This is a genomic window from Pelomonas cellulosilytica (assembly GCF_021353265.1).
GTDB lineage: Bacteria > Pseudomonadota > Gammaproteobacteria > Burkholderiales > Burkholderiaceae_C > Pelomonas > Pelomonas cellulosilytica.
In genome coordinates, this window is sequence record NZ_JAJTWU010000001.1 from 646,499 (window position 1) to 670,191 (window position 23,693).

Sequence of the window (23,693 nt, forward strand, 5' to 3'; positions counted from 1 at the left end):
GGCGGACACTCTGGGGTTTTCGTCGGACCCGCCATCGTCATGCGCGCTCTCCACCTCCATCCGTTCCGCCGCCTCGGCGCCGTCGTCACCCTGGCCCTGGCGCCGGCCCTGTGCCAGGCCTGGGGGCAGGAAGGCCATTCCATCGTCGCCGAGATCGCGCAACGCCGGCTCACGCCCGCCGCGCTGGCCGGTGTCGCAAAGCTGCAGGGAGGCGCCAGCCTGGCCTCCGTGGCCAGCTGGCCCGACGATGTGCGCGGCGAACGCAAGGGCGACTTCAACCTGCACTTCGTCGACATCCCGCGCGGCGTGCACGAATACGACGAAAAGGTCCACTGCGCGCCGTCGGAGAAGGGGGACTGCGTCGTGAAGGCGTTGCAACGCGCCCAGCAGGCGCTGCGCTGCGCACCGACCGAGGAAGCCCGGCGCGAGGCGTTGCGCTACGTCGTCCATTTCGTCGGCGACATCCACCAGCCGCTGCACGCCACCGGCGACCTCGAAGGCGGCAACGGCGTCAAGGTGCACGGCAGTCTGCACGGCCAGACCTGCAAGGGCAACTGCGCGCTGGAGAGCGGCAGCCTGCACTCGCTGTGGGACTCGGGCCTGATCCGCCGCACCGTGTGGGACTGGGGTGCCTACGTCGATCGCCTGGAAAAGACGTTGCTGGCCACCCAGGACTTCGACCTGAAGAGCGGCGGTGACCAGCCTGCCGACTGGGCCATCCAGTCGCACGCCGTGGGCGAGCTGGTCTGGAACGACAAGCTCATCCCCGCCGACGGCACCATCGACGACGCCTACTATGCCGCCGTGCTGCCGGTGCTCGACCAGCAACTGGCGCTGGGCGGCGTGCGCCTGGCCCGGCTGCTCAACGAGACCTTCGCGCCGGGCTCCTGCAGCGCGCCCGTCGCCACGACGCCCTGGCCCAGCGCCGAGAAAGGCCTGCAGCCGGCCGCCAACCTCGGCGAACTGAAGGCGCAGTTCAAGGCCTACCGGAGCAGTGGCTATGCGCGCGACCAGGCCGAGGTGGACGAGGCCGCGAGCTCCTGGGTGCTGTCCCGCGCCAAGCAGGTGGCCAAGCCGGCGCTGGTGCTGGACATCGACGAAACCTCGCTCGACAACTGGGGCCAGCTGGCGCAGAACGACTTCGGCTACATCATCAACGGCGACTGCACCGCCGCGCCTGGCACCTCGTGTGGCGCGCTCGCGTGGGACGCCCAGGGCCGTGCGCCCGCCGTCGCCGCGACGCTGAAGCTCTTCAAGGCGGCGCGTGCCGCCGGCGTGTCCGTCTTTTTCATCACCGGCCGCAAGGAGGCCGAACGCGCCGCCACCGAGGCCAACCTTCGCGCTGCCGGCTACGACGGCTGGGCCGGCCTGGTGCTGCGCCCGGACGATTCGCACAGCCACTACTCCGCTGCCAGCTTCAAGGCAGCCGAGCGTGCCCGCATCGTCATGCGGGGCTACCAAGTGCTCGCGACGGTGGGCGATCAGCCCAGCGATCTGTCCGGCGGCTACGCGGAGAAGGCCTTCCTGCTGCCCAATCCGTTCTACCGGATTCCCTGAACCCTCCGAGAAGACCTCCCATGAGCGCAGCCGTCCCCGACCGCATCCAGCAAATCTTCGACGAGCGGGTCACCGATTTCGCGCAGGCGGCGCAGCGCCACTTCAAGACCAACGACCTCGTCGTCGTGCTCGACTTCCGAGAGGATCCGGCGCAGCTGGAGGCGGTTGATCGTCAGGAGCTCGTCGCGGCCGACGAGCTGTCGCTGGACCTCAAGCTGAAGCTGTCGCGGCCCGCCTCCGAACTGCAGGAGGTGCACGGCTCGCCAGAGCAGTCGTTTTGGTTCATCGTGATCTTCGACGACGAGGATGCCGAATGCGGTGCCGTCAGCGCGGCGATGCTGGCGCAGGGCGACGAGGGCTGACTCAGAGCGCCAGCGCGACCACGCCGGCGCCGATCAGCACCGCGCCGCCGATCCGCCAGCCTTTCTCGCCCTCGCCCAGCAGCTGCCCGCCCAGCAGCGCCGCGAACAGCATCGACACCTCGCGCGCTGGCGCAACGCGCGACAGCGGCGCGTCGCGCACTGCCAGCAGCACCAGGACATAGGCCAGCGGGCTGACCGTGGCCACCGCCAACACGCCCTTCCACGTGCGCTGCATCTCGGACTTGAAGCTCTGCCGGTTGCGCAGCACGACGGGCAGCTGCATCGGCACGCGCAGCACGTTGCCACAGTAGTCCAGCAGCAGCGGCGATACGGCCAGCATCTTGACCGCGTAGCCGTCCAGCACCGTGTAGCCGGCGATCAGCGTGCCGGTGGCCACGCCCCAGTAAACGCCTTTGCGGCGGCGGATGGCCGCGGTGACCTCGGGGTCCACGCCACGGCCCATCAACCGCGGTCCCATCGTGATGAGCAGGATGCCGCCCACGACACCGGCCAGCCCGGCGGCGCCGATCAGGCCGAGTCGTTCATCCAGCAGCAGGACCGCCGCGGTCGCCGACAGCAGCGGCCCGCTGCCACGCGCGACAGGGTAGACGACGGTCAGGTCGCTGGCCTTGTAGCCGGCGATCAGGCAGTTGAAATACAGCAGGTGGACGACGGCGCTGGCGACGACGAAGCCCCAGGCCAGTGGCGACCAGTGCGGCAGCGCGTCCAGGCCGATCCACAGCACCGCGGGCAGCCAGAACCCCACGACGCCCACGGCGCAGGCGAACACGAAATGTGGCCCGCCGCCCCACTTCTTGGCGGCCAGGTTCCAGAGCGCGTGGAGGAGGGCGGCGGTGAGGACGAGGGCGAGCGCGTGGGCCGACATTCAATAGATCAGGCGGTCCGGCCGGATGTCGCGCAGGATCGTCGTCGCAATCTCCTCGATGGACTTGTGCGTGGACGACAGCCACGAGATGCCATCGCGCTTCATCATGCCTTCTGCCTCGTTGACCTCGTAGCGGCAATTCAGCACGTCGGCGTACTTGCTGCCCGGGCGACGTTCATTGCGGATGGAAGCCAGGCGCTCGGGGTCGATGGTCAGGCCGAAGCACTTGCGCTTGTGGGGCATCAGTGGCGCGGGCAGCTTGCGGCGCTCGAAGTCTTCCGGGATCAACGGGTAGTTGGCGGCCTTGATGCCGTGCTGCATTGCCAGGTACAGCGACGTCGGCGTCTTGCCGCAGCGGCTGACGCCCACCAGGATGACGTCGGCCGCGTCGAGGTTCTTGGACGACTGGCCGTCATCGTGGGCCAGCGAGAAGTTGATGGCCTCGATGCGGTCGTGGTACTCCTGGCTTTGCGCCACGTCGGAGAAGCGGCCGACGCGGTGGTTGCTCTTGATGCCGAACTCGTCTTCCAGCGGCTCGATGAAGGTGCCGAACATGTCCATAACCCGGCCCTGGCAGTGCTCGCGGACGATCTTCAACACGTCCCGGTCCACCAGCGTCGCGAAGACGATGGGCCGCTGGCCCTCACGCATGGCCGACTCGTTGATCTCGGCGACAACGGCATGGGCCTTGTCCGCCGTGTCGATGAAGGGCCGGCGTACATGGCGCGGCTTGATCGCGAACTGCGCCAGGATGGAGTTGCCGAAGGTCTCGGCCGTGATGCCGGTGCCGTCGGAGACGAAGTAGACGGTTCGGGCGGTCATGGCGGCGGCTTTCGGAGTTCAACAGCGCGGCCATGATAGCCAGCGGCCTCGTAGCCGGACCGGCGGCGCGCCTCGCCCGATCAGGCGGTTACAAGCCGGGTACGAACCGCCTAGAATCAGCCGCAATTCCCCTCGCGACCCGCCTCATGCGCGCCTCCCTCCTCCTCGAAGAATCCAGAAATGGATGGAGCCGCGCCTGCCTGGAGCCTTCCCGCTCGGCAGCGATCGACATGAGTGGCCCGGACAACGCGACGGCCCCGGTTTTTCAACCTCCTGGAGTTTTCCCATGTCCACCCTGTTCGAGGCGACCGCCCTGGTCGTACCGTTTGAGAACCTGAGGATGACCGATGTCGAGGCCGTTGGCGGCAAGAACGCCAGCCTCGGCGAAATGATCTCGCAGCTGGCCGCCAGCGGCGTTCGCGTGCCCGGTGGCTTTGCCACGACGGCGCATGCTTTCCGGCAGTTTCTGCGCCATGAGGGCCTGGATGCGCGCATCGCGGCGCGGCTCGCCACGCTCAACACTGACGACGTCCGCGCGCTGGCCGAGGCCGGCGCCGAGATCCGCCGCTGGATCGAGAACCAGCCGTTCCCGGCTGACTTGGAAGCCGGTGTACGCTCGTCCTACGCCCAGCTCACGGCTGACAACCCCGACGCGACCTTCGCGGTGCGTTCGTCCGCCACCGCGGAAGACCTGCCCGACGCCTCCTTTGCCGGCCAGCAGGAGACCTTCCTGAACGTGCACGGCATCGACGAGGTGCTGCACAAGATGCGCGAGGTGTTCGCGTCGCTCTACAACGACCGCGCCATCAGCTACCGCGTGCACAAGGGCTTCGCGCACGGCGACGTGGCGCTGTCCGCCGGTGTGCAGCGCATGGTGCGCTCCGACCTCGGCTCGGCCGGCGTCATGTTCACGATCGACACCGAGAGCGGCTTCCAGGACGTCGTCTTCATCACGTCCAGCTACGGCCTGGGCGAGACGGTGGTGCAGGGCGCCGTGAACCCGGACGAGTTCTACGTCCACAAGCCAGCGCTGCAGCGCGGCAATCTGGCCATCATCCGTCGCAACCTTGGCTCCAAGCTGATCCGCATGGAGTTCGCGACGCCGGAAGAGAAGGCTGCGTCCGGCAAGCTGGTGAAGACCGTGGACACGGTCCCCGAGCACCGCAACCGCTACTCGCTGAATGACGCTGAGGTCACCGAACTGGCCCGTTACGCGCTGATCATCGAGAAGCATTACGGCCGCGCGATGGACATCGAGTGGGGCCGCGACGGCGTCGACGGCAAGCTCTACATCCTGCAGGCCCGCCCCGAGACGGTGAAGAGCCAGGCCGCTGGCCAGGTCGAGCACCACTACAAGCTCAAGGCCCACAGCGCCGTGCTGGCCGAAGGTCGCGCCATCGGCCAGAAGATCGGCACGGGCCCGGTCCGGTTGGTCGACAGCGTCGCCGAGATGGAGCGTGTGCAGCCAGGCGACATCCTCGTCACGGACATGACCGACCCGAACTGGGAGCCCGTCATGAAACGCGCCAGCGCCATCGTGACCAACCGTGGCGGCCGCACCTGCCACGCGGCCATCATTGCGCGTGAACTGGGCATCCCTGCTGTCGTCGGATGCGGCGACGCCACTGAGAAGCTCAAGGACGGCCAACTCGTCACGGTGGCCTGCTCTGAAGGCGACACCGGCTACATCTACGACGGCCTGCTGGAGACCGAGATCAGCGAGGTGCATCGGGGCGAACTGCCGTACTGCCCGATCAAGATCATGATGAACGTCGGCAACCCGCAGCTGGCGTTCAACTTCGCGCAGATGCCCTCGGGCGGAGTGGGCCTGGCCCGCCTCGAGTTCATCATCAACAACAACATCGGTGTCCACCCGAAGGCCATCCTGGACTACCCGAACATCGACGCCGACCTGAAGAAGGCCGTCGAGTCGGTGGCCCGCGGCCACGCTTCGCCGCGTGCCTTCTACGTGGACAAGCTGGCCGAAGGCATCGCGACGATCGCCGCCGCCTTCTTCCCGCGCCCGGTCATCGTCCGTCTGTCCGACTTCAAGTCCAACGAGTACCGCAAGCTCATCGGCGGCACGCGCTACGAGCCGGATGAAGAGAACCCCATGCTGGGCTTCCGTGGTGCATCGCGCTACATCAGCGGCGAGTTCCAGGACGCGTTCGCGATGGAGTGCGAGGCGCTCAAGCGTGTGCGCAAGGACATGGGCCTGACCAACGTCGAGATCATGGTGCCCTTCGTGCGCACGGTGAAGCAGGCGGCCAAGGTCGTCGACATGCTGGCCGAGAAGGGCCTGAAGCGCGGCGTCGATGGCCTGCGCGTCATCATGATGTGCGAGGTGCCGAGCAACGCCATCCTGGCCGAGCAATTCCTGGAGCACTTCGACGGCATGTCCATCGGCTCGAACGACCTGACGCAGCTGACGCTGGGCCTGGATCGCGACTCCGGGCTGGAGCAGCTGGCCGGCGACTTCGACGAGCGCGACCCGGCCGTCAAGGCCATGATCTCGCGTGCCATCCGCGCCTGCCGCGCAACCGGCAAGTACATCGGCATCTGCGGCCAGGGCCCCAGTGACCACCCCGACTTTGCCCAGTGGCTGGCGGAGGAGGGCATCGTGTCCATCTCGCTGAATCCGGATACCGTCATCGACACCTGGCAGATGCTGGCCGCCAAGTAAGGCCACGGCCTCACCGCTTAAACGCGGCCCGGGTTCTCCGCAAGGGAACCCGGGTTTTTTTTGCGCATCATCGCGCCCGTGTCCGCCGCTCCCTCCCACCGTCGCCTGCACCGGCGCTACGCGCTGTTCGCCCTCAGCTTTGTTGCGCTCGTGGTGGGTCTGGGGCTGGGCGAGCAGCACGGCATGCCCAAGGCCTGGATCGGCTACACCTTCCTCGGCGCGACGGTGGCCGTCTATGCCGTCATCGGCATCCTGAGCCGCACGACTGACCCGGCCGAGTATTTCGTTGCCGGCCGCCGCGTGCCGCCGCTCTACAACGGCATGGCCGCCGCGGCCGACTGGATGAGCGCGGCCACCTTCATCGGCCTCGTCGGCACGCTCTACGCCAGCGGCTACGCCGGGCTGGCCTATGTGCTCGGGTGGACGGGTGGCTTCGTGCTCGTCGCGTTGTGCATCGCGCCCTATCTGCGCCGCTTCGGCCAGTTCACGCTGGGTGACTTCCTGGCTGAGCGCTTCGAGAGCCGCACGCTGCGCGTTGTCGGCGCCGTAGCGGCCATCCTCGTGTCCTTCGTCTACCTCGTCGCGCAGATCTATGGCGTGGGCCTCATCACGACGCGGCTGACGGGCCTCGGCTTCGAGGTTGGCGTGTTTGTCGGCCTGGGCGGCGTGCTGGTGTGTTCCTTCCTCGGCGGCATGCGCGCCGTCACGTGGACGCAGGTGGCGCAGTACCTCATCATGATCCTGGCCTACCTGGTGCCGGTCATCTGGCTCAGCGTCAAGCAGACGGGCTGGCCGTTGCCGCAGATCGCCTACGGCCACCAGTTGCACCAGCTGGCCGAGCGTGAACAGCAGCTGATGCGCGACCCGGCCGAGCTGCAGGTCCGAGCCATCCACCAGCAGCGCGCCGATGCCGCAGCCCGGCGCCTGGTCGATGTGCCGGTGGCGCTGGCCGAGGAACAGGCTGAGGCCTCGGCCCGTGTGGCGGCGCTGAAGGCCCGCAACGCCCCGCTGGCACAGATCCAGGCTGCCGAGAAGCAGCGCGCCGCGTTGCCGCGGACGCCCGCGGAGGCGGAAGAGCGCTGGCATCGCGAGCGGCTGCAGGAGGCGCAGCTCGCGCGGCCGCTGTCGGGGCTGGTGCCGCATGCACAGCCGTTCGCCGGCAATCCCGAGGGCGACCCGGCCGAGCAGGCGCGCGCCAGCGAGTCGCGGCGCAACTTCATCGCGCTGGCGCTGTGCCTGATGGTCGGCACGGCCGGACTGCCGCACTTGCTGACGCGCTACTACACGACCGACTCGGTGGCGACGGCGCGCGAGTCCGTCGCCTGGTCACTGATCTTCATCTGCCTGCTCTACCTGACCGCGCCGGCGCTAGCCGTCATGGTGAAGACGGAAGTCTTCGACCACCTCGTCGGCAGCTCGTTCGACCAGTTGCCGGCGTGGATCCGCCAGTGGCAGCGGGTCGATCCGGGGCTCTTGTCTGCGGTGGACCTCAATGGCGATGGCCGGCTGCAACTGGGCGAGCTGCGCCTGCATCCAGACCTGGTCATGCTCGTCATGCCTGAGCTGGGCGGCCTGCCGTATGTGATCTCGGGCATGGTGGCCGCTGGCGGCCTGGCCGCGGCGTTGTCGACGGCCGACGGCCTGCTGCTGGCCATTTCCACGGCGTTGTCGCATGACCTGTACTACAAAGCGATCAACCCCGACGCATCACGTACGCGGCGGGTCACCTTGTCCAAGGCCTTGCTGCTGGCGGCGGCGCTGGCGGCGGCGGCGGTGGCGTCCAGCCGGCCGGCGGACATCCTCGGCGTCGTCACCGCGGCGTTTTCCATCGCCGGGTCGACGTTCTTTCCGGCGTTGGTGGCCGGCGTGTTCTGGCGCCGTGCCAACCGCGCCGGCGCGCTGGCCGGCATGCTGACCGGGCTGGCGGTGTGCTTGGTCTACCTCGTCACCGCTCAGCCATCGCTGCGCGCGCTCGTCGGCCTGCCGGGGCCGGCCACGCTGTGGTGGGGCATCCAGCCGGCCTCGGCGGGCCTGTTCGGCGTGCCGGCCGGCGCCGCGGCGCTGGCGGTCGTGAGCCTGCTGACGGCCGCGCCCGGCGCACGCCAGCGCAACTTCGTCGACCGGCTGCGCGCGCCGTAAAACTGCGTCGCTTGGGAATCTCCCCAAACCGGGCTAGAATTACGGGTTCCCCCTTGCCGTACCCACGAGTAGACGCCGTGGCGCGGCTTCCACAGACCGGCCGTCATCCCGACAACGCCGGGCTGGAATCCACAAGGAGTATCTATGCGTCACTACGAAATCGTTCTGCTGATCCATCCGGATCAAAGCGAACAGGTTCCGGCCATGCTGGAACGCTACAAGGGCCTGATCACCGCCGGTGGCGGTGTCGTGCACCGGGTCGAGGACTGGGGCCGCCGTCAACTGGCCTACCAGATCCAGAAGCTCGCCAAGGCCCACTACCTGTGCCTGAACATCGAAGTCAGCAAGGAAATCCTTGCCGAGCTCGAGACCGGCTTCCGCTTCAACGACGCCGTGCTGCGCCACCTCACCGTGGTCCAGGACAAGGCCATCACGACCCCCTCGGTCATGATGAAGGCCGTCGAGCGCGAAGAAGCCCGCAAGGCTCCGCAACAGGAAGCGGCCTGATCACCGCCCATCGCTAGAACCAGGTTTCAGAGCAGCAGCGCCCACGCGTGAACCAGCTTTCGCTGTCGGCGCAGATCCAGCAACTCGGTCAAGTTCGCTACACACCCGCCGGGCTGATGGCCCTGGACGCTGCCCTCAAGGCAGAGTCCGACGTCATCGAAGCCGGCAAGCCGCGCAAGGTCTCCCTGGAGATCAAGGCGGTTGCGGTGGGCGAGGTGGCCAAGGAGCTGCAGAAGCTGGGAGTCGGTGGTGTCGCGGTCTTCCGCGGCTTCCTGACCCACCAGCGCAACGGCCGGGGCTTCATCGCCCACGTCACCGTGATCGAACCCGCTGCCCGGAACCAGGACGTTTGAACACCCGGATAGATTCAACAGAGGTCCCATATGCCCCCGCCACGTGGTAAAGGTCGCTTCTCCAAGGACAAGAAGCCCAAGCGCAACCAACAGTCGTTGCTGTTCCGCCGCAAGCGTTTCTGCCGCTTCACCGTCGCCGGTGTCGAGAAGATCGACTACAAGGACATCGACACGCTGCGCGACTTCGTCGCCGAAAACGGCAAGATCACGCCCGCTCGCCTGACCGGCACGCGCGCCTTCTTCCAGCGTCAGCTGACGGTCGCCATCAAGCGCGCCCGCTTCCTGGCCCTGCTGCCGTACAGCGACCAGCACAAGGTCTAAGGAGCTGACGACATGCAAGTGATCCTGCTCGAAAAAGTCGCCAACCTCGGCAACCTCGGCGATGTCGTCAAGGTCAAGGACGGCTACGCCCGCAACTTCCTGATCCCGACCAAGGCCGCCCGCCGTGCGACCGACGCCGCGATCAAGGAATTCGAAGCCCGTCGCGCCGAGCTCGAAAAGGCCGCCGCCGAGAAGCTGGCCGAAGCCCAGAAGCTGGGCGAGAAGATTGCCGGCTCGACCGTGCGCATCGCCCAGAAGGCCGGTGTGGACGGCCGCCTGTTCGGCTCGGTGACCAACGCCGACATCGCCGACGCACTGACGAAGGCCGGCACGCCGGTCGTCAAGTCCCAGGTGCGCCTGCCCAACGGTCCGCTGAAGGCCGTCGGCGAGTTCCCGGTCAACGTTGCCGCCCACACGGATGTGGTCGTCGAAGTGACCGTCCAGGTCGTCGCCGAAGCCGAGTAACGCTTCTCCGGATGGCGCGGTGGCCCAAGCCGCCGCAACATCAAATTGAAGGCCGAAGCCTCCCGAGGTTTCGGCCTTCTGTCTTTCAGGGCCCAGTTTTCCCGCTCGGTCCACCGGCTACACCCAGTTCGTCCACAGCGTTATCCACAAGCGATGTCTGCGATCTTCCCTGCCTCCTCCTCCGCCCCGCCCGATGACGAAGTGGCCCGGCTGCGCGTGCCGCCGCATTCGGTGGAGGCCGAGTACAGCGTGCTCGGCGGCCTGCTGATCGACAACTCCGCATGGGACCGCGCGGCCGACCTGCTGACCGAGAGCGACTTCTACCGCTTCGAGCACAAGCACATCTACGCGGCCATCGGCAAGCTGATCAACGCCGGCAAGCCGGCCGACGTCGTCACCGTCTTCGACGAGCTCACGTCGCTGGGTCGGGCCGATGAGTGCGGCGGCCTGTCGTACCTGAACTCCATCGCGCAGAGCGTGCCGAGTGCCGCCAATCTGCGTCGTTATGCGGAGATCGTCCGGGAGCGCGCCATCCTGCGCAAGCTGGTGGCAACTTCCGACGAAATCGCCACCGCCGCGATGAACCCTCAGGGCCGAGCGGTCACGCAGATCCTCGACGAGGCCGAGGGCAAGATCTTCCGCATCGGCGAGGAGGGCTCGCGCAGCCAGCAAGGCTTCCAGAGTATGGACCGGCTGGTCGTGCAGCTCATCGACCGCGTCAACGAGCTGGCCGAGAGCGGTGCGCAGGATGTGACCGGCGTGCGCACCGGCTTCTACGACCTGGACAAGCAGACGGCCGGCCTGCAGCCGGGCGACCTGATCGTGCTGGCCGCGCGCCCGTCCATGGGCAAGACGGCGTTCGCCGTCAACATCGCCGAGAACGTCGCCATCAACGAGGGCCTGCCCGTCGTCATCTACTCGATGGAAATGGGCGCCGCGCAGCTGGCGTTGCGGATGGTGGGCTCCATCGGCCGCATTGACCAGAGCCACCTGCGCACCGGTCGTCTGGCCGACGACGAGTGGAGCCGGCTGTCCGAGGCGGTCGACAAGCTGGGCAAGGCGGCGATCTACATCGACGAAAGCCCCGGCCTGTCGCCCAGCGAGGTGCGCGCCCGCGCCCGCCGTCAGGCCCGCATCAGTGGCCAGTTGGGGCTGATCGTCATCGACTATTTGCAGCTGATGACGGGCAACGGCGGCGGCAATGAGGAAAACCGCGCGACCGTGCTGGGCGAAATCTCACGGGGCCTGAAGGCGCTTGCCAAGGAGCTGCGCTGCCCCGTCATCGCGCTGTCGCAGCTGAACCGCTCGGTGGAGCAGCGGCCCGACAAGCGGCCCATGATGTCCGACCTGCGCGAATCCGGCGCCATCGAGCAGGACGCGGACATCATCATGTTCATCTACCGCGACGAGTACTACACGAAGGACGAGTGCAAGGAGCCGGGCGTTGCGGAAATCATCATCGCCAAGCAGCGTAACGGCCCGGTCGGTACAGTGAAGCTCGCCTTCCAGCGCATGCACACCAAGTTCGAGAACCTGGCGCCGGGCTATGTCGGCGTCGAGCGCGACGAGTATTGATGCCGGTCGTGGGACTCGCTCAGGCGGGCCTGAACGTGCTGCTCATGACGAACTCGTAGCGCTCCGGCCGGATGTAGAAGTGCGTGTGATCGCAGCACGCACCTGAACCGAAGTACGACGTGCGGCGCATCAGCAGCAGCGCGCTGCCCGCCGCCACCTGCAGCGCCCCGGCCAGGCGCTCGTCAGCTGCCAATGCGCCGATGGCGATGTCCGCCCGCGCCGGGCCTTCGCCCATCTTGTCGGCCAGCAGGCTGTAGGCCGGCTGCTGCTCCACCTCCGCCCAGCTGAGGTCGTTGAGCCGGTAGGGCAGGTGGCTCTCGCCTAGCGCGATCGGCTCGCCGTCGACGAAGTGCAGCCGTTGCACGAACAACCCCCTCACGGCGGGCGCGAACCGCTGGCGCATGTCGTCCGGTAGCGTGACCACCTTCTTCTCCAGCAGCTGCATGGTCGCCCGCAGGCCTTGCAGCTTGAGCGACTCGTGGAAGCTGCGCAGCGTGTCCAGCCCGTGGCGCATCTGGCGTCCGGCGACGAAGCTGCCCTTGCCCTGCTTGCGCACGACGGCGCCTTCCTGCACCAGCTTGTCCAGCGCCAGCCGCACGGTGACGCGGCTGACGCCGAAGCGCTCACCGATCTCCGCCTCCGACGGCAGGCGGCCCGTGGGCTCGTAGAGGCCCGCCTCCATCTCCTCCATCAGCCGAGCGGCGATCTGCTCGTACAGCGACGTGGCGTTCTGCCGGGTCAGCGCCGTGCGGAGGGCGGGTGCGGGTGCGGCGGTTTTACTCATATGGTCAGTCGGTATCCGCAGATGGACAACTTGTATTAATACGTATTATCTGCGGCATTCCAGCGGCCTAACAACTCGGCCCCGACGCCTCCATGCCGTACCCGTCACGACCCCCTCCACCACCTGCCGAAAGCCCCTTCCGCGGGCGCGAGCCTGACGGCCTGCGCCTGTCGGGCGTCCACTTCTCGCATGCCGACGGCCAGCCGGTGTTCCAGGGGCTGGATCTCGCTGTCGCACCGGGTGAGTTCGTCGTGGTGCTGGGCCCGTCGGGCTGTGGCAAGTCGACGCTGTTGAACCTGTTGTCGGGCTTCCTGCCGCCGGATCGCGGGCGCGTGGAACTCAACGACGTGGCGGTGCGCCCCGAGATGCCCGAGCTGGGTTATGTGTTCCAGTCGCCGCATCTGTTCCCATGGTTGAACGCGCTGGACAACGTGCGCTTCGGCCTGCGGATGCAGGGCCTGCTGACGCCCCGCCAGCAGGCTGACAAGGCGTTGCACTATCTGCGACTGGTCGGCCTGGAAGCGGCGGCCCACAAGCTGCCGCACCAGCTGTCGGGCGGCATGCGGCAACGCGTGGCGCTTGCCCGCGCGCTGGCCCCCGAGCCCGCGCTGCTGCTGGCCGACGAGCCGTTCGCCGCGCTGGACGCGATGAGCCGCCGGCACATGAACGAGGAGCTGCTGCGGCTGTGGTCCGCGCTGGGGCAGACGGTGGTGTTCGTCACCCACGACATCGACGAGGCCGTCTTCCTGGCCGACCGCGTCGTCGTGCTCGGCCGTGCGCCGCGGGGCATCGACTGCGAACTCCTCATCGACCTGCCGCGCCCGCGCCAACTGCCGCAGACGCAGCGCCTGCCGCGCTTCCATGCCTTGCGCGATCAGCTTCTCGATCGCATCGACCACGTGACCACCCAGCCCGCATGACAGTCGCACGCCGCCCCCTGCTTACCCTGCTGCTCGCCGCAGCCTCCCTGTGCCTGACGTCCACCGCGCGCGCCGACACCAGGCCGCTGCGCGTTGGCTGGGTGTTCGCGATGGCGAACGCGCCGGCCGTCATCGCCGAGCAGAAGCGCTTCTTCGCTGAAGAGGGACTGAGCGTGGAGCTCAAATCCTTCGGCGACGGCCCCGTGCTGCAGCAGGCTCTGGCAGCCGGCGAGCTGGACTTGGCCTACGTCGGCGCCCCGCCCGTCTACCAGTGGTTCTCGCGCGGCCTTGATGCGCGCATCCTCGCCAAGGTCAACTACGGACAGGCGGCCGTCATCAGCACCGCCGCAGGTCCCGTGAAGACGCTGGCCGACCTGCGCGGCCGGCGTCTGGCGTCGGTCGCCAAGGGCAGCGGCATGGACGTGCTGCTGCGCGGCTTCGTGCTGAAGGAGCAGGCCGCGCTGGACCCTGAGAAGGACCTCGGCATCCTGCCCATGCCGCCGGCCAACATGAACGCGGCGCTGGACCGCAACGTGGCCGACGCCGCCTTCCTGTGGGAGCCCTTCGTGTCGCAGGCGCTGCTGCGCGGCAACAGCCGCCTGGTGCTGGACCTGAACCAGGCGCTGCCGGAGTACCCGTGGTATGTCGTCATGGCACCGGTCGCGACGCTGAAGGAGCGCGGCAGCGACGTAGTGAAGCTGCTGCGCGCGCATCACAAGGCCATCAACTTCCTGAAGCAGCAGCCCGCCGAGAGCAACCAGATCATCGCCCAGGCCTTCAAGCTCGAGGCCGTGCAGACGGCAGACGGCAAGACCATCGCGCCAACGGCCATCGTGCAGGAGGCGCGCAAGCGCCTGGGCTGGGCGGATGCGCTCGAGGCGCAGGACCTGCGCTTCATCCAGCGGCTCATGGACTACTCGCTATCGCTGGGCTTCATCGCCCAGCCGCTCAAGGTGGAGAAGGTGGTCGACACCGGCTACTGGCTGAAGGCCACCGCAGGCGTCCCGAAATGACCACCATGGCCTTGATGGAGAAGCCCGCCACCGCCTCGCGCCGGGCCACATGGCGCTGGCAGCGCGGGCTGGCGTGGGCTTCCATCCCGCTGATCCTGCTGGTGTGGATGCTGCTGGCGCTACGCATGCCGTCCTATGTGCTGCCCCAGCCCTGGGACGTGCTGCGCGAGGGACTGCGCGCCTGGCAGGACGGCAGCCTGCCCCGGCACCTGGGCGCCAGCCTGCTGCGCGAGCTGGCGGGCTTCGGCCTGGCCGCGGCGCTCGCCATCGCGCTGGGCACGGCGATGGGCCTGTCGGCGGGCTGGCGGGCGTTCATGGGGCCGGTCAACAGCCTGTTCATGGCCATCCCGCCCATCGCCTGGACGCCGCTGGTCATCCTCTTCCTCGGCCTGGGCGAGGCCTCGATGCTGGCCGTCATCGTCATGGCCGCCATGTTCCCGATGGCGATCACCGTCGAGGAGGGCGTGCGCTCCATCGAGGGCGGCGAGGTCCGCGCCGCGCGCACGCTGGGAGCGTCGCGGCGGCAGCTGCTGCGCTTCGTCTACCTGCCGGCCTGCCTGCCCTTCATCACGGCGGCGCTGCGCATCGGCTTCAGCCAGGCGTGGCGGGCACTGATCGCGGCCGAGATGATCGGCGCGTCCAAGGGCATCGGCTGGATGGTGTCCACCGGCGGCCAGATCGGCAACAGCAGCCAGGTGCTGCTGGGCATCGCGTTGATCGGCCTGATCGCTTGGCTGACGGAGAGCTTCGTCTTCCGTCGGCTGGAAGCCCGCTACAGCCACTGGCGCGGCCAGTGAGCCTTCTCATCGACCCACCATGACCCATCCCTTCGACCCCGCCCGCGAGGCCGGTGACTACATCGCTCCGCGTGGCCTTTACGAACAGAACAAGGGCAAGCCCTTCCTCGGCCGGCTCAGCTGCGACCGCCAGCAACTGGTGGCCGGCGAGTGGACGGAGCTGACGCTGGTCTACGAGGTCGGCGCCTCGGGCTTGGCCGATGGCGCCTGGCTCAAGCTCGCGTTCAAGTTCTATTCGGACTGGGCGCTGTTCCAGACGACCGATCCGCGTGCGGCCAACTTCGTGTCGGCCGAATACCAGGCGGGGCCGCTGGTGCCGGGCCAGAGCCCCGCGACGGTGCAGCACCTGAAGGTGCGGTTCGACCAGAAGGGCCATGAGCGGCCGTTCCAGAAGGCGGTGCTGATCGACATCGTCGATGGCTACCTCAACCCCGGCGACCGCATCGTCATCCGCCTGGGCGACCGGCGCCACGGCGGTGCGGGCACGCGGGTGCAGAGCTTCGTCGAGCAGGGCTTCCGCTTCCGCATGTTCATCGACCCGCTGGGCAGCTCCAAGTTCGCCGAGGTGCCGGGCGACTGCGTGCTGGACATCGTGCCGGGGTCACCGGCGCGCCTGCAGCTCATCGCACCGCGGCTGGTGGGTGTCGGCGAGGCATTCGACACGCTCGTGCGACTGGATGACGCCTGGGGCAACACCTGCCGTGACATGCCGCTGGCAGGCATGCTGACCTTGCACGGTCCCGACGGCGCCGCCGAGGCGCGACCGTTCACGCTCGCGACCGAGGGCTGGGCTGTGGCGCGCCTGTCGGCGCATCGGCTGGCCGCCACGGGCGAGTGGCGGCTGACGGCCGAGGTGGCGCACCCGCCGCTGAGCCTGGCCGCGCAGGCCTACGTCACCGCGGCTGAGCTGCCTGGCCTGCGGCCGCTGTATGCCGACCTGCACGTGCACTCCGACGACACCATCGGCACCAACGACACGCGTTACAACCTCAGCTACGGCCGCGATGTCGCCGGCCTCGACGTGCTGGGCTACACGGCCAACGACTTCAACATCACCGAGGCGCGCTGGAACCAGGCGGTCGCTCTGATCCATGCGCTCAACGAACCCGGCCGCTTTGTCTGCTACCCGGGCACCGAGTGGTGCGGCAACTCCGCGGCCGGCGGTGATCGCAACATCGTCTTCCTCGGCGAGGGCAAGCCGCGCTTTCCGTTCGACGAGCAGGGGCGGCTGATGCGCAGCTTCGAGTGGAACGAGTTCACGCAGGGCACGATCCGGCCCGGCACCTGGCCGGTGGACGACCTGTACGCCGCCTACGCCGACGACCCCGAGTGCCACCTGATGATCCCGCACGTTGGCGGGCGGCGCTGCAACCTCGACTGGCACCATCCGCAACTGGAGCGGCTGGTGGAGGTCGGCTCTGCCTGGGGGCAGTTCCACTGGGTCTATGCCGAGGCACTGGCGCGGGGCTATCGCGTCGGCGCCGTTGCCAACAGCGACGAGCACCAGGGCCGCTGCGGCGGTGGCGTGCCGGCCACGGCCGTGTTCGGCTCGCGAGGAGGGCTCACCGGCGTGCTGGCCGCGCGCTTCGACCGTCAGGCCGTGGGCCAGGCGCTGCGCGCGCGCCGCACCTTCGCCACGACGGGTGAGCGCAGCTTCGCCTCGCTGCGCCTCGGCGAGCACTGGATGGGCGATGTCTGCACGACGGATGGCGCCACGCCGCTGGCCTACCGGCTGCTGGGCGATGCCGGCTGGGAGCGCGTGCAGCTGTTCCGCGGCGACCAGTGCATCTGGTCGCGGGACCTGCATCGAGAGCTCGGCTGGTCCGGCACCCGCGTGCGCGTGCGTGTCGGCGGCGCGCGCATCAAGGACCGCTACCGCGGCGCTTACTGGGACGGCAGCATCGACGTGCGCGGCACCAACCTGCGCGCGGTCCACGCGTTGGGCTTCGACCATGCCGAGCAGACGACGTGGCGCGAAGACACGACGACCGTCTGCTTCAAGACCGCCACGCATGGCGACACCGACAGCATCGAGCTGACGCTGGGCGAGCTGCGCGACGCACACATCACCGTGAACGCACGCATCGATGGTTATGTGAAGGTCGGCAGCCCGCTCAAGCGCCAGCCCTTCGTGCATGCGCCGGAGGTGGAGGTGCGCATCAGCGGTGCGGAGCTGCTGGCGCGCGGCTCGTTCCAGGAGGAGCTGCCCGGCACCGAGCTCGTGCTCAGCGTTGAACCCGTCACCGACGCCGCCTTGCCGCGCGACGTGTCGGGCGAGGTGGACCTGCTCAGCCTCGGCCTGCAAGCCGGCGTGGAGCATCCGCTCTTCATCACCGCCCGCCAGCGTGACCAATCGCGCGTGTGGACCTCGGCGCTCTTCGTCACGACCGCCATGGGCTGACGGACGAGACCGCCGCCGTCAGGGGTGCAGCCGGTCCCGCCGCGCCAGCGCCGGAAAGAGCCTGAACCACAGCGCCACGACCGCCAGCACGCCGAAGCCACCTAGCAGCACCGATCCCACGGGCCCCAGCACAGCGGCCGTGGCGCCGGATTCGAACTCGCCGAGCTGGTTGCTGGCGCCGATGAAGACCGAGTTCACCGCGCCGACGCGGCCGCGCATGTCGTCGGGCGTCTCCAGCTGCACGATGGACTGGCGTATGACGACGCTGACCATGTCGGCCGCGCCGCTGACCAGCAGCACGAGGAACGCGACGATGAAAGACGACGTCAGCGCGAAGCCGATCATCGCCAGGCCGAACACCGCCACGGCGCCGAGCAGCCAGTGCCCTGCACGCCGTGTGATGGGCCGCCGGGCGAACCAGAGGCCGACGACCACTGCGCCGACCGCGGGCGCCGACCGCAGCAGGCCCAGGCCCTCGGGCCCGGTGTGCAGGATGTCCCGCGCGAAGATCGGCAGCAACGCGGTGGCGCCGCCCAGCAACACGGCGAACAGGTCCAGCGAGATCGCCCCCAGCATGACGGGCCGCTGCCAGATGAAGCGGATGCCGGCCGTCAGTTGCGCCAGCCCGGGGGCCGCACGCTGCGGCGCGGCGGCCCGGTGGCGCAGGGCCAGCACGCCGGCCACGGCCGTCGCCAGCAGCAGCAGCGACACGCCGTAGACCAGCGCCGCACCCCAATGCGCGGCCGCGCCGGACTGGCCGTCGTGCGCCAGGCCGGCCGCCGCCGGCCCCAGGCCGTACAGCACGCCACCCAAGGCCGGCCCCGCGATGATGGCGGCCTGCATCGTCGAGCTGGCCGCCGCGACGGCGCGCGGCAGCAGGGCCGGAGGCACCAGCGCCGGCATCAGCGCCTGCTGCGCCGGCATTTGCAGCGCCCGCGCGCAGCCCAGCAGCACCGACAGGCCGAGGATCAATGACGGCGCCACCCAGCCGCCCACGCTGGCCAGCGCGAGGCAGGCAGCCACCAGCAGCTGCAGGCCCAGGCTGCCCGCCAGCAGCAGGCGGCGGTCGTGCTGGTCGACGAGGTGGCCAGCCGGCAGTGTCAGCAGCAGCGCCGGCAGGAACTGCGCCAGGCCGACCAGGCCCAGTTGCCAGGCGCTGGCGGTCAGGTCGTACATCTGCCAGCCCAGCGCCACCATCAGCATCTGGTTGGCCGCGCCGCCGGTCACGCGGGCCGCGAGCAGGCGGTGGTAGTCGGTGTGGTCACGCAGGCGGGGAGGGCGGTGCTCGGCAACATCTTCCAGGGGCATCGGGGCAGTCTAGGGCCTACGCCGCGAGCGCCCTGTGGCGCGGCGCCCGGGACTCGGGCACATCAGAACGGTAGGCAAGGTTTCAAATGCTGTATATATTCACAGTATGCCGCCTGCCCCCACCCGCATCGCCGCCGCCCAGCCGGCGCTCGTCCCGGTCGACTCCATCAAGGGGCGCGGCACGGCCACGGCCATGCCGCATCGCTTCGAGCAGCGGGAGCGGGAGCAGCACGACGATGGCTGGGGCTCGCTGGACCAACTCGCCACCGAAGAACAGCTGCCGCCGGCCACCCAGGTCATCGAGGAGCAGGCCGGCAAGATCATCTCCAGCAACCAGTCGCCGGACATCACGTTCGACTACTCCATCAACCCCTACCGGGGTTGCGAGCACGGCTGCATCTACTGCTTTGCGCGGCCGACGCACAGCTACCTGAACCTGTCGCCGGGGCTGGACTTCGAGACGCGGATCATCGCCAAGGTCAACGCGGCCGAGCGGCTGCGCGAGACGCTGGCCGGCGCGCGCTACGAGCCGCGCTCGCTGGTGCTGGGCACGGCGACGGACGCCTACCAGCCGGTGGAGCGCCGACTGGGCCTCACGCGCCGCATCATCGAAGTGCTGGCCGAGTCGCAGCACCCGTTTTCCGTCGTCACGAAGAGCAGCGGCATCGAGCGCGACATGGACCTCATCGCCCCGATGGCCGCGCAGGGGCTGGTGTCAGTCTACCTGTCGGTGACGACGCTGGACAACGACCTCGCCCGCATCCTTGAGCCCCGCGCCGCTGCACCGGCGCGGCGGCTGCGCACGATCCAGGCACTGGCGGACGCGGGCGTGCCGGTGGGCGTCAGCGTGTCGCCCGTCATTCCCTTCATCAACGAGCCGGAGCTGGAGCGCATCCTGGAGGCCGCCCATGCAGCCGGCGCCAGCAGCGCCTTCAGCATCCCGGTGCGGCTGCCCTGGGAGGTGAATCCACTGTTCCAGGACTGGCTGCAGCGCCATTTCCCCGACCGCGCCGAGCGCGTGATGGCCCGCATCCGCGACATGCGTGGCGGCAAGGACAACGACGCGCGCTTCGGCACGCGCTTCACGGGCGAGGGCGTCTGGGCGGAGCTGCTGCAGGCGCGGCTGCGTCGGGCCATCGCCAAGCTGGGGCTGCGCAACGAGCGGCGGCCGGTGCAGCTGGCGCTGTTCACGCCGCCACGCAAGCCGTCCGCGCAGGGCAGCCTGTTCTAGCCAGGCGCCTCATCGCCGGCAGCCGGCCAGCAGGTCCCACTCGGGCTTGTAGACGTCCGCCCGGGCCCCCACCCAGCCCATGACTGTGTGGAAGAGGTTGTCATGCGATGCCGGCTGGTCCCGCAGGCTGCCGAGGCAGCCGGGCTTCAGCGACGCGGCGGTCGCCCCGCCCTCCGGCACCCACAGGATCATCGGCACATGCGTCTGTTCCTTGGGTGCCATCGCATAGGGCATGCCGTGCAGGTACAGCCCGTTCTCGCCGAGCGATTCGCCGTGGTCCGACACATAGAGCATGCCGGTGTCGAAGCGCGCCGACCGCGCCTGCAGCCAGCCGATGGCGCGGGTCAGCAGCCGGTCAGTCGTCACCAGCGTGTTGTCGTAGGCGTTGACCACTTGCTCTCGCTGGCATTGTTGCAGCGTGTTGCTCTTGCACTCAGGCTGGAAGGGCTTGAGGTCGGGCGGCGAGCGCTTGAAGTAGGCCGGGCCGTGGCTGCCCATCTGGTGCATGACCAGCACGAGGCCGCGCTTGAGACGCTCCGGGTCGAGCGCGGCAATGCGCTTGTCCAGCTCGTGCAGCAGCGCCTCGTCAAAGCATTCCTCCTCGCCGAGCTCATCCTTGCTGCACAGGCCGGCCGGCAGCGGCGCGGCGCCGTCGGGCAGCTTGGCGGTGGGGCTGTGGGGAACGCGGTCGCACAGGCCTTTGCAGCCGCTCTGGTTGTCCAGCCACAGCACGGCCAGTCCCGCGCGCTGCAGCACGTCGAGCAGGTTCTCCTGCGGCTTGTCGGCGTCGAAGCCGGCACGCCCCTGCGGCGCGAACATGCAGGGCAGGGATGCGGCGGTTGCCGTGCCGCAGGACGTGACCTGGCGCAGGCTGACGAGGCTCGGGCCTTGCAGCTTGGTGAGCTCGGGGTTGGTGGGGCGCGCGTAGCCATTGAGACTGAAGTTCATGCCGCGTGCCGTTTCGCCGACGACGAACAGCAGTAGCGGCGGCTTGCTGCCGTCGGGCCGCGGCAGCAGCCGCGCGTCTGCACCGATGACGACCGGGGGGCCCTTGGGCCCGGACAGGCTGCGGACGCCGACGATGCTGACCGAGTAGACAGCGTTCAGCGGCGTGACCATGTAGCGGATGCTCTTGTAGTTGCGCATCGTCGACGACAGCGTCGCGAACACGCTCAGCGCCAGCAGCACCATCGCGACGAGGCCGAGCGCAAAGCCGGCCAGGTTGCCGCCCAGGCGGCGCGGCAGCGCCTGCGCTGGCGCCGCGGGACGGCGCAGCAGCCACCAGGCAGGCAGCGCGCCCAGCAGCGCGAGGCTGGCGAACAGCCGCCAGCTCAGCAGGTCACGCGTCTCGCGAACGTCGGTCTGCACCATGTTCACGACCATCGTCGGGTCGAACACGATGCCGTAACTGCCGATGAAATAGGCCAGGGCGCCGCTGGCCAGCAGCAGCACGACCAGCACGCCCTTGATGAGCCGCGGCCAGGCCAGCAGGCTCAGCACGGCGCCGGTGGCGGCCGTCACCATGCCTGCAAAAGCGAGCGTGAAGCCGACGCCCACGCCGGGCAACGTATTCAGCTGCTGCCAGAGCGGCCAGTTGGCGAGCAGGCCCATCCACGCCGCGGCCAGCCAGGCCTGGGAGAGGGGACGCGAGGTGTCAGGGCGGAACCAGGCCAGGAGGCGTTTGAGCACGGACATCGGGAGTGGTGATGGGGATGAAGCCGGCGCGCATTCTCGCGGCCCGTGCGCCAGTCCGGCGCGTGCGACGACGTCAGGCGGCTTCGGCCGGCGCCGACGCCGCCTTCGGCGCCTCCGCCGTCGGCGCGCGCAGCACCACGCCGCCGGCCGTGCGGGCCTTAAGCGGGCCGCCGGCCATGGGCTTGACGTAGCGGTCGTGCAGATCGTCGATCTGGATGCCCAGCGCCTCGGCGTTGTCGATCTTGTCGGCGTGCCTTTTCAGCACGAGGCCCGCCATGTCGATGAGCTTGCCGTTGCGCGTCAGGCGGCCCTGTTCGATGAGCAGCTCGACGGCGATCTTGGCGCTGCCGCGCAGCGAATGCCGCATGGCCGTCTCGGCCACGTTGAAGATCCGGTGGTGGCACTCGCGGTACTGCTCGGCCGCGCCCTGGTGGGTCTCGGTCATCGCCACGAGGATCTCGGTGCTGGCCTTGGCCGTGCAGTAGCGCATGCCCAGGCCGTGCAGGATGGGCATCATCTCTTCCAGCTCGACTTCCTGGCTGGACAGACGGATCCACAGCGCCGTCAGCAGTGACGCGGCTTCGAGGTCGAAGTTGCCGGCCGAGGCGTGCTCGGTGAACTCGCGCGCGACGATCATCGCCTGCCCGACGCGGCGGTCCATCAGGAAGGCGAGGCCGCGGAAGACGAGGTCGAAGCGCTGCAGCCGGATCGAACCCGGCGACCGCTCGAGCGCTGCGCCGAGTGCGTCGTGGGCGTACTTGAAGCCCTTGAAGTCCTTTGCATCGAAGCGCATCAGCCCGATGAGCACGAGGCTGAGCATGTCGAACAGCTTGGAGCGCAGGCCCTGCGACATTGCGCGCTCCAGCATGCGCAGCGCGTCGGCGCGCTGGCCTACGTAGAAGCCCAGCGACCCGCAGCGCTGCAGCCGCAGCAGGCAGCCGGGCGTCAGCGTGGCCGCGGTCTGGTAGGTCTTCAGCGCCTCGGTGAGATCGCCCTGTTCCATCTGCACATGGCCCAGCAGATCGTGGGAGTCAGCGTAGTCGGGCAGCTCGCCGATGAGGTTCTCCAGCGTGCGGCGGGCCTGTTGCAGGTTGCCGCCGGCCAGCTCCGTGCGCGCCACGCCCAGCCGCGCCCACGGCACGGTCTTGGCGGCGATGATGGCTTCGTACAGCGTGCGTGCGTCATCGAAGCGCTTCAGGCGCAGCAGCAGCTCGGCACCGATGCGCGCGGCGTACAGCCAGTACTTGCCCTTGGCCTCGAAGCGCGCGAGGCACAGGTTGGCGGCGGTCTCGAAATCCTGGTTCTCGATGGCCTCGAAAATGTCCTTCAGCACGCGCTTGCGGTGCCGCGCGCTGGCCAACCGCTCCGCGAGGTTGGCGCTGGTGTATGGCTTGATGAGGTAGGCGTCCAGCGCGGCTTCCGCGGCCTCTGCCACCTTGGCGTAGGTGGCTTCGCTCGTCACCATGATGAACACGGTGGAATAGGGCAGCAGGCCTTCGCGCCGCAGTTCGTCGAGCAGGTCCTGCCCCGAGGTCTCGCTGGCGTCGAAGTGGTAGTCGCACAGCACGATGTCGTAGGTCTGGTGCTCCAGCATGACGCGCGCGTCTTTCACGCGCGGCGTCTGGCGCACGGTGCCCACGCCCAGGTCACGAAGCTGGGCCGACATCAGGCTGCGTGAGTTGGCGTTGCTGTCGATGATCAGCGCCGTCGCATCCTGGATGTTCTGGTCCATCAGGAACACGCAGCCTCCTTCCCCGGCCGCGGGCCGTGGACTGTGAGCGGAGCTTGCGTGGGTGCGATCACTTATGAGTCATCGGAATGACAGCGCACGACTTTAGGGTGTATGAGGCACGAAGGGAGAGCGGGTTGACCAG

General features: G+C 68.7%; 20 protein-coding genes. 14 read left to right on the forward strand and 6 right to left on the reverse strand.

Going from position 1 to position 23,693, the window contains the following annotated elements:
* Positions 1–39: 39 nt before the first annotated feature.
* The gene (locus tag LXT13_RS02775; protein WP_233370073.1) at positions 40–1,557 is read left to right on the forward strand and encodes a S1/P1 nuclease; all 1,518 of its coding nucleotides are present in this window, start codon (positions 40–42) and stop codon (positions 1,555–1,557) included.
* Between the two features lie 20 nt (positions 1,558–1,577).
* Positions 1,578–1,919, forward strand: coding sequence for a hypothetical protein (locus LXT13_RS02780; RefSeq protein WP_233370074.1), 342 nt, complete (start codon positions 1,578–1,580; stop codon positions 1,917–1,919).
* Position 1,920: 1 nt separating this feature from the next.
* On the opposite strand, the gene LXT13_RS02785 is transcribed toward LXT13_RS02780, so the two are convergent.
* Both LXT13_RS02785 and ppsR read right to left on the reverse strand, forming a co-directional pair.
* A complete protein-coding gene (locus LXT13_RS02785) occupies positions 1,921–2,805 on the reverse strand; it encodes an EamA family transporter (RefSeq protein ID WP_233370075.1) in 885 nt (294 codons plus the stop codon).
* Entirely contained in the window at positions 2,806–3,627 is an 822-nt protein-coding gene (gene ppsR, locus LXT13_RS02790) for a posphoenolpyruvate synthetase regulatory kinase/phosphorylase PpsR (protein ID WP_233370076.1), read from the reverse strand.
* A gap of 286 nt (positions 3,628–3,913) precedes the next feature.
* Here ppsR and ppsA point away from each other — a divergent pair, with 286 nt between their 5' ends.
* From ppsA to dnaB, 7 genes are all read left to right on the forward strand, one after another.
* On the forward strand, positions 3,914–6,310 hold the full coding sequence (gene ppsA / locus LXT13_RS02795; RefSeq protein ID WP_233370077.1) for a phosphoenolpyruvate synthase: 2,397 nt from the start codon (positions 3,914–3,916) through the stop codon (positions 6,308–6,310).
* 78 nt (positions 6,311–6,388) lie between these two features.
* Positions 6,389–8,449: a VC_2705 family sodium/solute symporter gene (locus tag LXT13_RS02800; protein WP_233370078.1), complete on the forward strand. Its 2,061-nt coding sequence runs from the start codon at positions 6,389–6,391 to the stop codon at positions 8,447–8,449.
* Positions 8,450–8,593: 144 nt separating this feature from the next.
* Positions 8,594–8,956 carry a 30S ribosomal protein S6 gene (rpsF, locus tag LXT13_RS02805; RefSeq protein ID WP_233370079.1) on the forward strand — a complete coding sequence of 121 codons (363 nt, stop codon included), beginning with the start codon at positions 8,594–8,596 and terminating at the stop codon, positions 8,954–8,956.
* A 47-nt stretch (positions 8,957–9,003) separates the two neighbouring features.
* Positions 9,004–9,309, forward strand: a complete 306-nt coding sequence (gene priB / locus LXT13_RS02810; protein WP_233370080.1) for a primosomal replication protein N — start codon at positions 9,004–9,006, stop codon at positions 9,307–9,309.
* 30 nt (positions 9,310–9,339) lie between these two features.
* Complete coding sequence (gene rpsR, locus LXT13_RS02815; RefSeq protein ID WP_233370081.1) at positions 9,340–9,630, forward strand: 30S ribosomal protein S18; 291 nt, start codon at positions 9,340–9,342, stop codon at positions 9,628–9,630.
* Positions 9,631–9,642: 12 nt separating this feature from the next.
* Positions 9,643–10,095: a 50S ribosomal protein L9 gene (rplI, locus tag LXT13_RS02820; RefSeq protein WP_233370082.1), complete on the forward strand. Its 453-nt coding sequence runs from the start codon at positions 9,643–9,645 to the stop codon at positions 10,093–10,095.
* A gap of 153 nt (positions 10,096–10,248) precedes the next feature.
* Positions 10,249–11,670, forward strand: coding sequence for a replicative DNA helicase (gene dnaB, locus LXT13_RS02825; RefSeq protein WP_233370083.1), 1,422 nt, complete (start codon positions 10,249–10,251; stop codon positions 11,668–11,670).
* A gap of 19 nt (positions 11,671–11,689) precedes the next feature.
* On the opposite strand, the gene LXT13_RS02830 is transcribed toward dnaB, so the two are convergent.
* Positions 11,690–12,454 carry a GntR family transcriptional regulator gene (locus LXT13_RS02830; RefSeq protein WP_233370084.1) on the reverse strand — a complete coding sequence of 255 codons (765 nt, stop codon included), beginning with the start codon at positions 12,452–12,454 and terminating at the stop codon, positions 11,690–11,692.
* 92 nt (positions 12,455–12,546) lie between these two features.
* On the opposite strand from LXT13_RS02830, the gene LXT13_RS02835 reads away from it, so the two are divergent.
* The 4 genes from LXT13_RS02835 to LXT13_RS02850 are packed head-to-tail and all read left to right on the forward strand — an operon-like array spanning position 12,547 to position 17,585.
* Positions 12,547–13,374: an ABC transporter ATP-binding protein gene (locus LXT13_RS02835; protein WP_233370085.1), complete on the forward strand. Its 828-nt coding sequence runs from the start codon at positions 12,547–12,549 to the stop codon at positions 13,372–13,374.
* A complete protein-coding gene (locus tag LXT13_RS02840) occupies positions 13,371–14,387 on the forward strand; it encodes an ABC transporter substrate-binding protein (protein WP_233370086.1) in 1,017 nt (338 codons plus the stop codon). The genes LXT13_RS02835 and LXT13_RS02840 overlap by 4 nt, the downstream gene beginning before the upstream one ends.
* Entirely contained in the window at positions 14,384–15,184 is an 801-nt protein-coding gene (locus LXT13_RS02845) for an ABC transporter permease (RefSeq protein ID WP_233370087.1), read from the forward strand. The genes LXT13_RS02840 and LXT13_RS02845 overlap by 4 nt, the downstream gene beginning before the upstream one ends.
* 19 nt (positions 15,185–15,203) lie before the next feature.
* The gene (locus LXT13_RS02850; RefSeq protein WP_233370088.1) at positions 15,204–17,585 is read left to right on the forward strand and encodes a DUF3604 domain-containing protein; all 2,382 of its coding nucleotides are present in this window, start codon (positions 15,204–15,206) and stop codon (positions 17,583–17,585) included.
* Between the two features lie 18 nt (positions 17,586–17,603).
* Here the strand turns inward: LXT13_RS02850 and LXT13_RS02855 are convergent, their stop codons facing one another.
* Positions 17,604–18,893, reverse strand: coding sequence for an MFS transporter (locus LXT13_RS02855; RefSeq protein WP_233370089.1), 1,290 nt, complete (start codon positions 18,891–18,893; stop codon positions 17,604–17,606).
* 106 nt (positions 18,894–18,999) lie between these two features.
* On the opposite strand from LXT13_RS02855, the gene LXT13_RS02860 reads away from it, so the two are divergent.
* Complete coding sequence (locus LXT13_RS02860) at positions 19,000–20,124, forward strand: PA0069 family radical SAM protein (RefSeq protein ID WP_233370090.1); 1,125 nt, start codon at positions 19,000–19,002, stop codon at positions 20,122–20,124.
* A gap of 9 nt (positions 20,125–20,133) precedes the next feature.
* Here LXT13_RS02860 and LXT13_RS02865 read toward each other — a convergent pair whose 3' ends face one another.
* Positions 20,134–21,813 carry a phosphoethanolamine transferase gene (locus tag LXT13_RS02865; protein WP_233370091.1) on the reverse strand — a complete coding sequence of 560 codons (1,680 nt, stop codon included), beginning with the start codon at positions 21,811–21,813 and terminating at the stop codon, positions 20,134–20,136.
* A 79-nt stretch (positions 21,814–21,892) separates the two neighbouring features.
* Positions 21,893–23,551 carry a response regulator gene (locus LXT13_RS02870; protein WP_233370313.1) on the reverse strand — a complete coding sequence of 553 codons (1,659 nt, stop codon included), beginning with the start codon at positions 23,549–23,551 and terminating at the stop codon, positions 21,893–21,895.
* Positions 23,552–23,693: the final 142 nt, after the last annotated feature.

Excerpts from the sequence above, each read along its gene's own strand:
- LXT13_RS02775 (WP_233370073.1), top strand. The coding sequence starts at position 40 with ATGCGCGCTCTCCACCTCCATCCGTTCCGCCGCCTCGGCGCCGTCGTC.
- LXT13_RS02780 (WP_233370074.1), top strand. The coding sequence starts at position 1,578 with ATGAGCGCAGCCGTCCCCGACCGCATCCAGCAAATCTTCGACGAGCGG.
- LXT13_RS02785 (WP_233370075.1), bottom strand. The coding sequence starts at position 2,805 with ATGTCGGCCCACGCGCTCGCCCTCGTCCTCACCGCCGCCCTCCTCCAC.
- ppsR (WP_233370076.1), bottom strand. The coding sequence starts at position 3,627 with ATGACCGCCCGAACCGTCTACTTCGTCTCCGACGGCACCGGCATCACG.
- ppsA (WP_233370077.1), top strand. The coding sequence starts at position 3,914 with ATGTCCACCCTGTTCGAGGCGACCGCCCTGGTCGTACCGTTTGAGAAC.
- rpsF (WP_233370079.1), top strand. The coding sequence starts at position 8,594 with ATGCGTCACTACGAAATCGTTCTGCTGATCCATCCGGATCAAAGCGAA.
- rpsR (WP_233370081.1), top strand. The coding sequence starts at position 9,340 with ATGCCCCCGCCACGTGGTAAAGGTCGCTTCTCCAAGGACAAGAAGCCC.
- rplI (WP_233370082.1), top strand. The coding sequence starts at position 9,643 with ATGCAAGTGATCCTGCTCGAAAAAGTCGCCAACCTCGGCAACCTCGGC.
- dnaB (WP_233370083.1), top strand. The coding sequence starts at position 10,249 with ATGTCTGCGATCTTCCCTGCCTCCTCCTCCGCCCCGCCCGATGACGAA.
- LXT13_RS02830 (WP_233370084.1), bottom strand. The coding sequence starts at position 12,454 with ATGAGTAAAACCGCCGCACCCGCACCCGCCCTCCGCACGGCGCTGACC.
- LXT13_RS02835 (WP_233370085.1), top strand. The coding sequence starts at position 12,547 with ATGCCGTACCCGTCACGACCCCCTCCACCACCTGCCGAAAGCCCCTTC.
- LXT13_RS02840 (WP_233370086.1), top strand. The coding sequence starts at position 13,371 with ATGACAGTCGCACGCCGCCCCCTGCTTACCCTGCTGCTCGCCGCAGCC.
- LXT13_RS02845 (WP_233370087.1), top strand. The coding sequence starts at position 14,384 with ATGACCACCATGGCCTTGATGGAGAAGCCCGCCACCGCCTCGCGCCGG.
- LXT13_RS02850 (WP_233370088.1), top strand. The coding sequence starts at position 15,204 with ATGACCCATCCCTTCGACCCCGCCCGCGAGGCCGGTGACTACATCGCT.
- LXT13_RS02855 (WP_233370089.1), bottom strand. The coding sequence starts at position 18,893 with ATGCCCCTGGAAGATGTTGCCGAGCACCGCCCTCCCCGCCTGCGTGAC.
- LXT13_RS02860 (WP_233370090.1), top strand. The coding sequence starts at position 19,000 with ATGCCGCCTGCCCCCACCCGCATCGCCGCCGCCCAGCCGGCGCTCGTC.
- LXT13_RS02870 (WP_233370313.1), bottom strand. The coding sequence starts at position 23,551 with ATGGACCAGAACATCCAGGATGCGACGGCGCTGATCATCGACAGCAAC.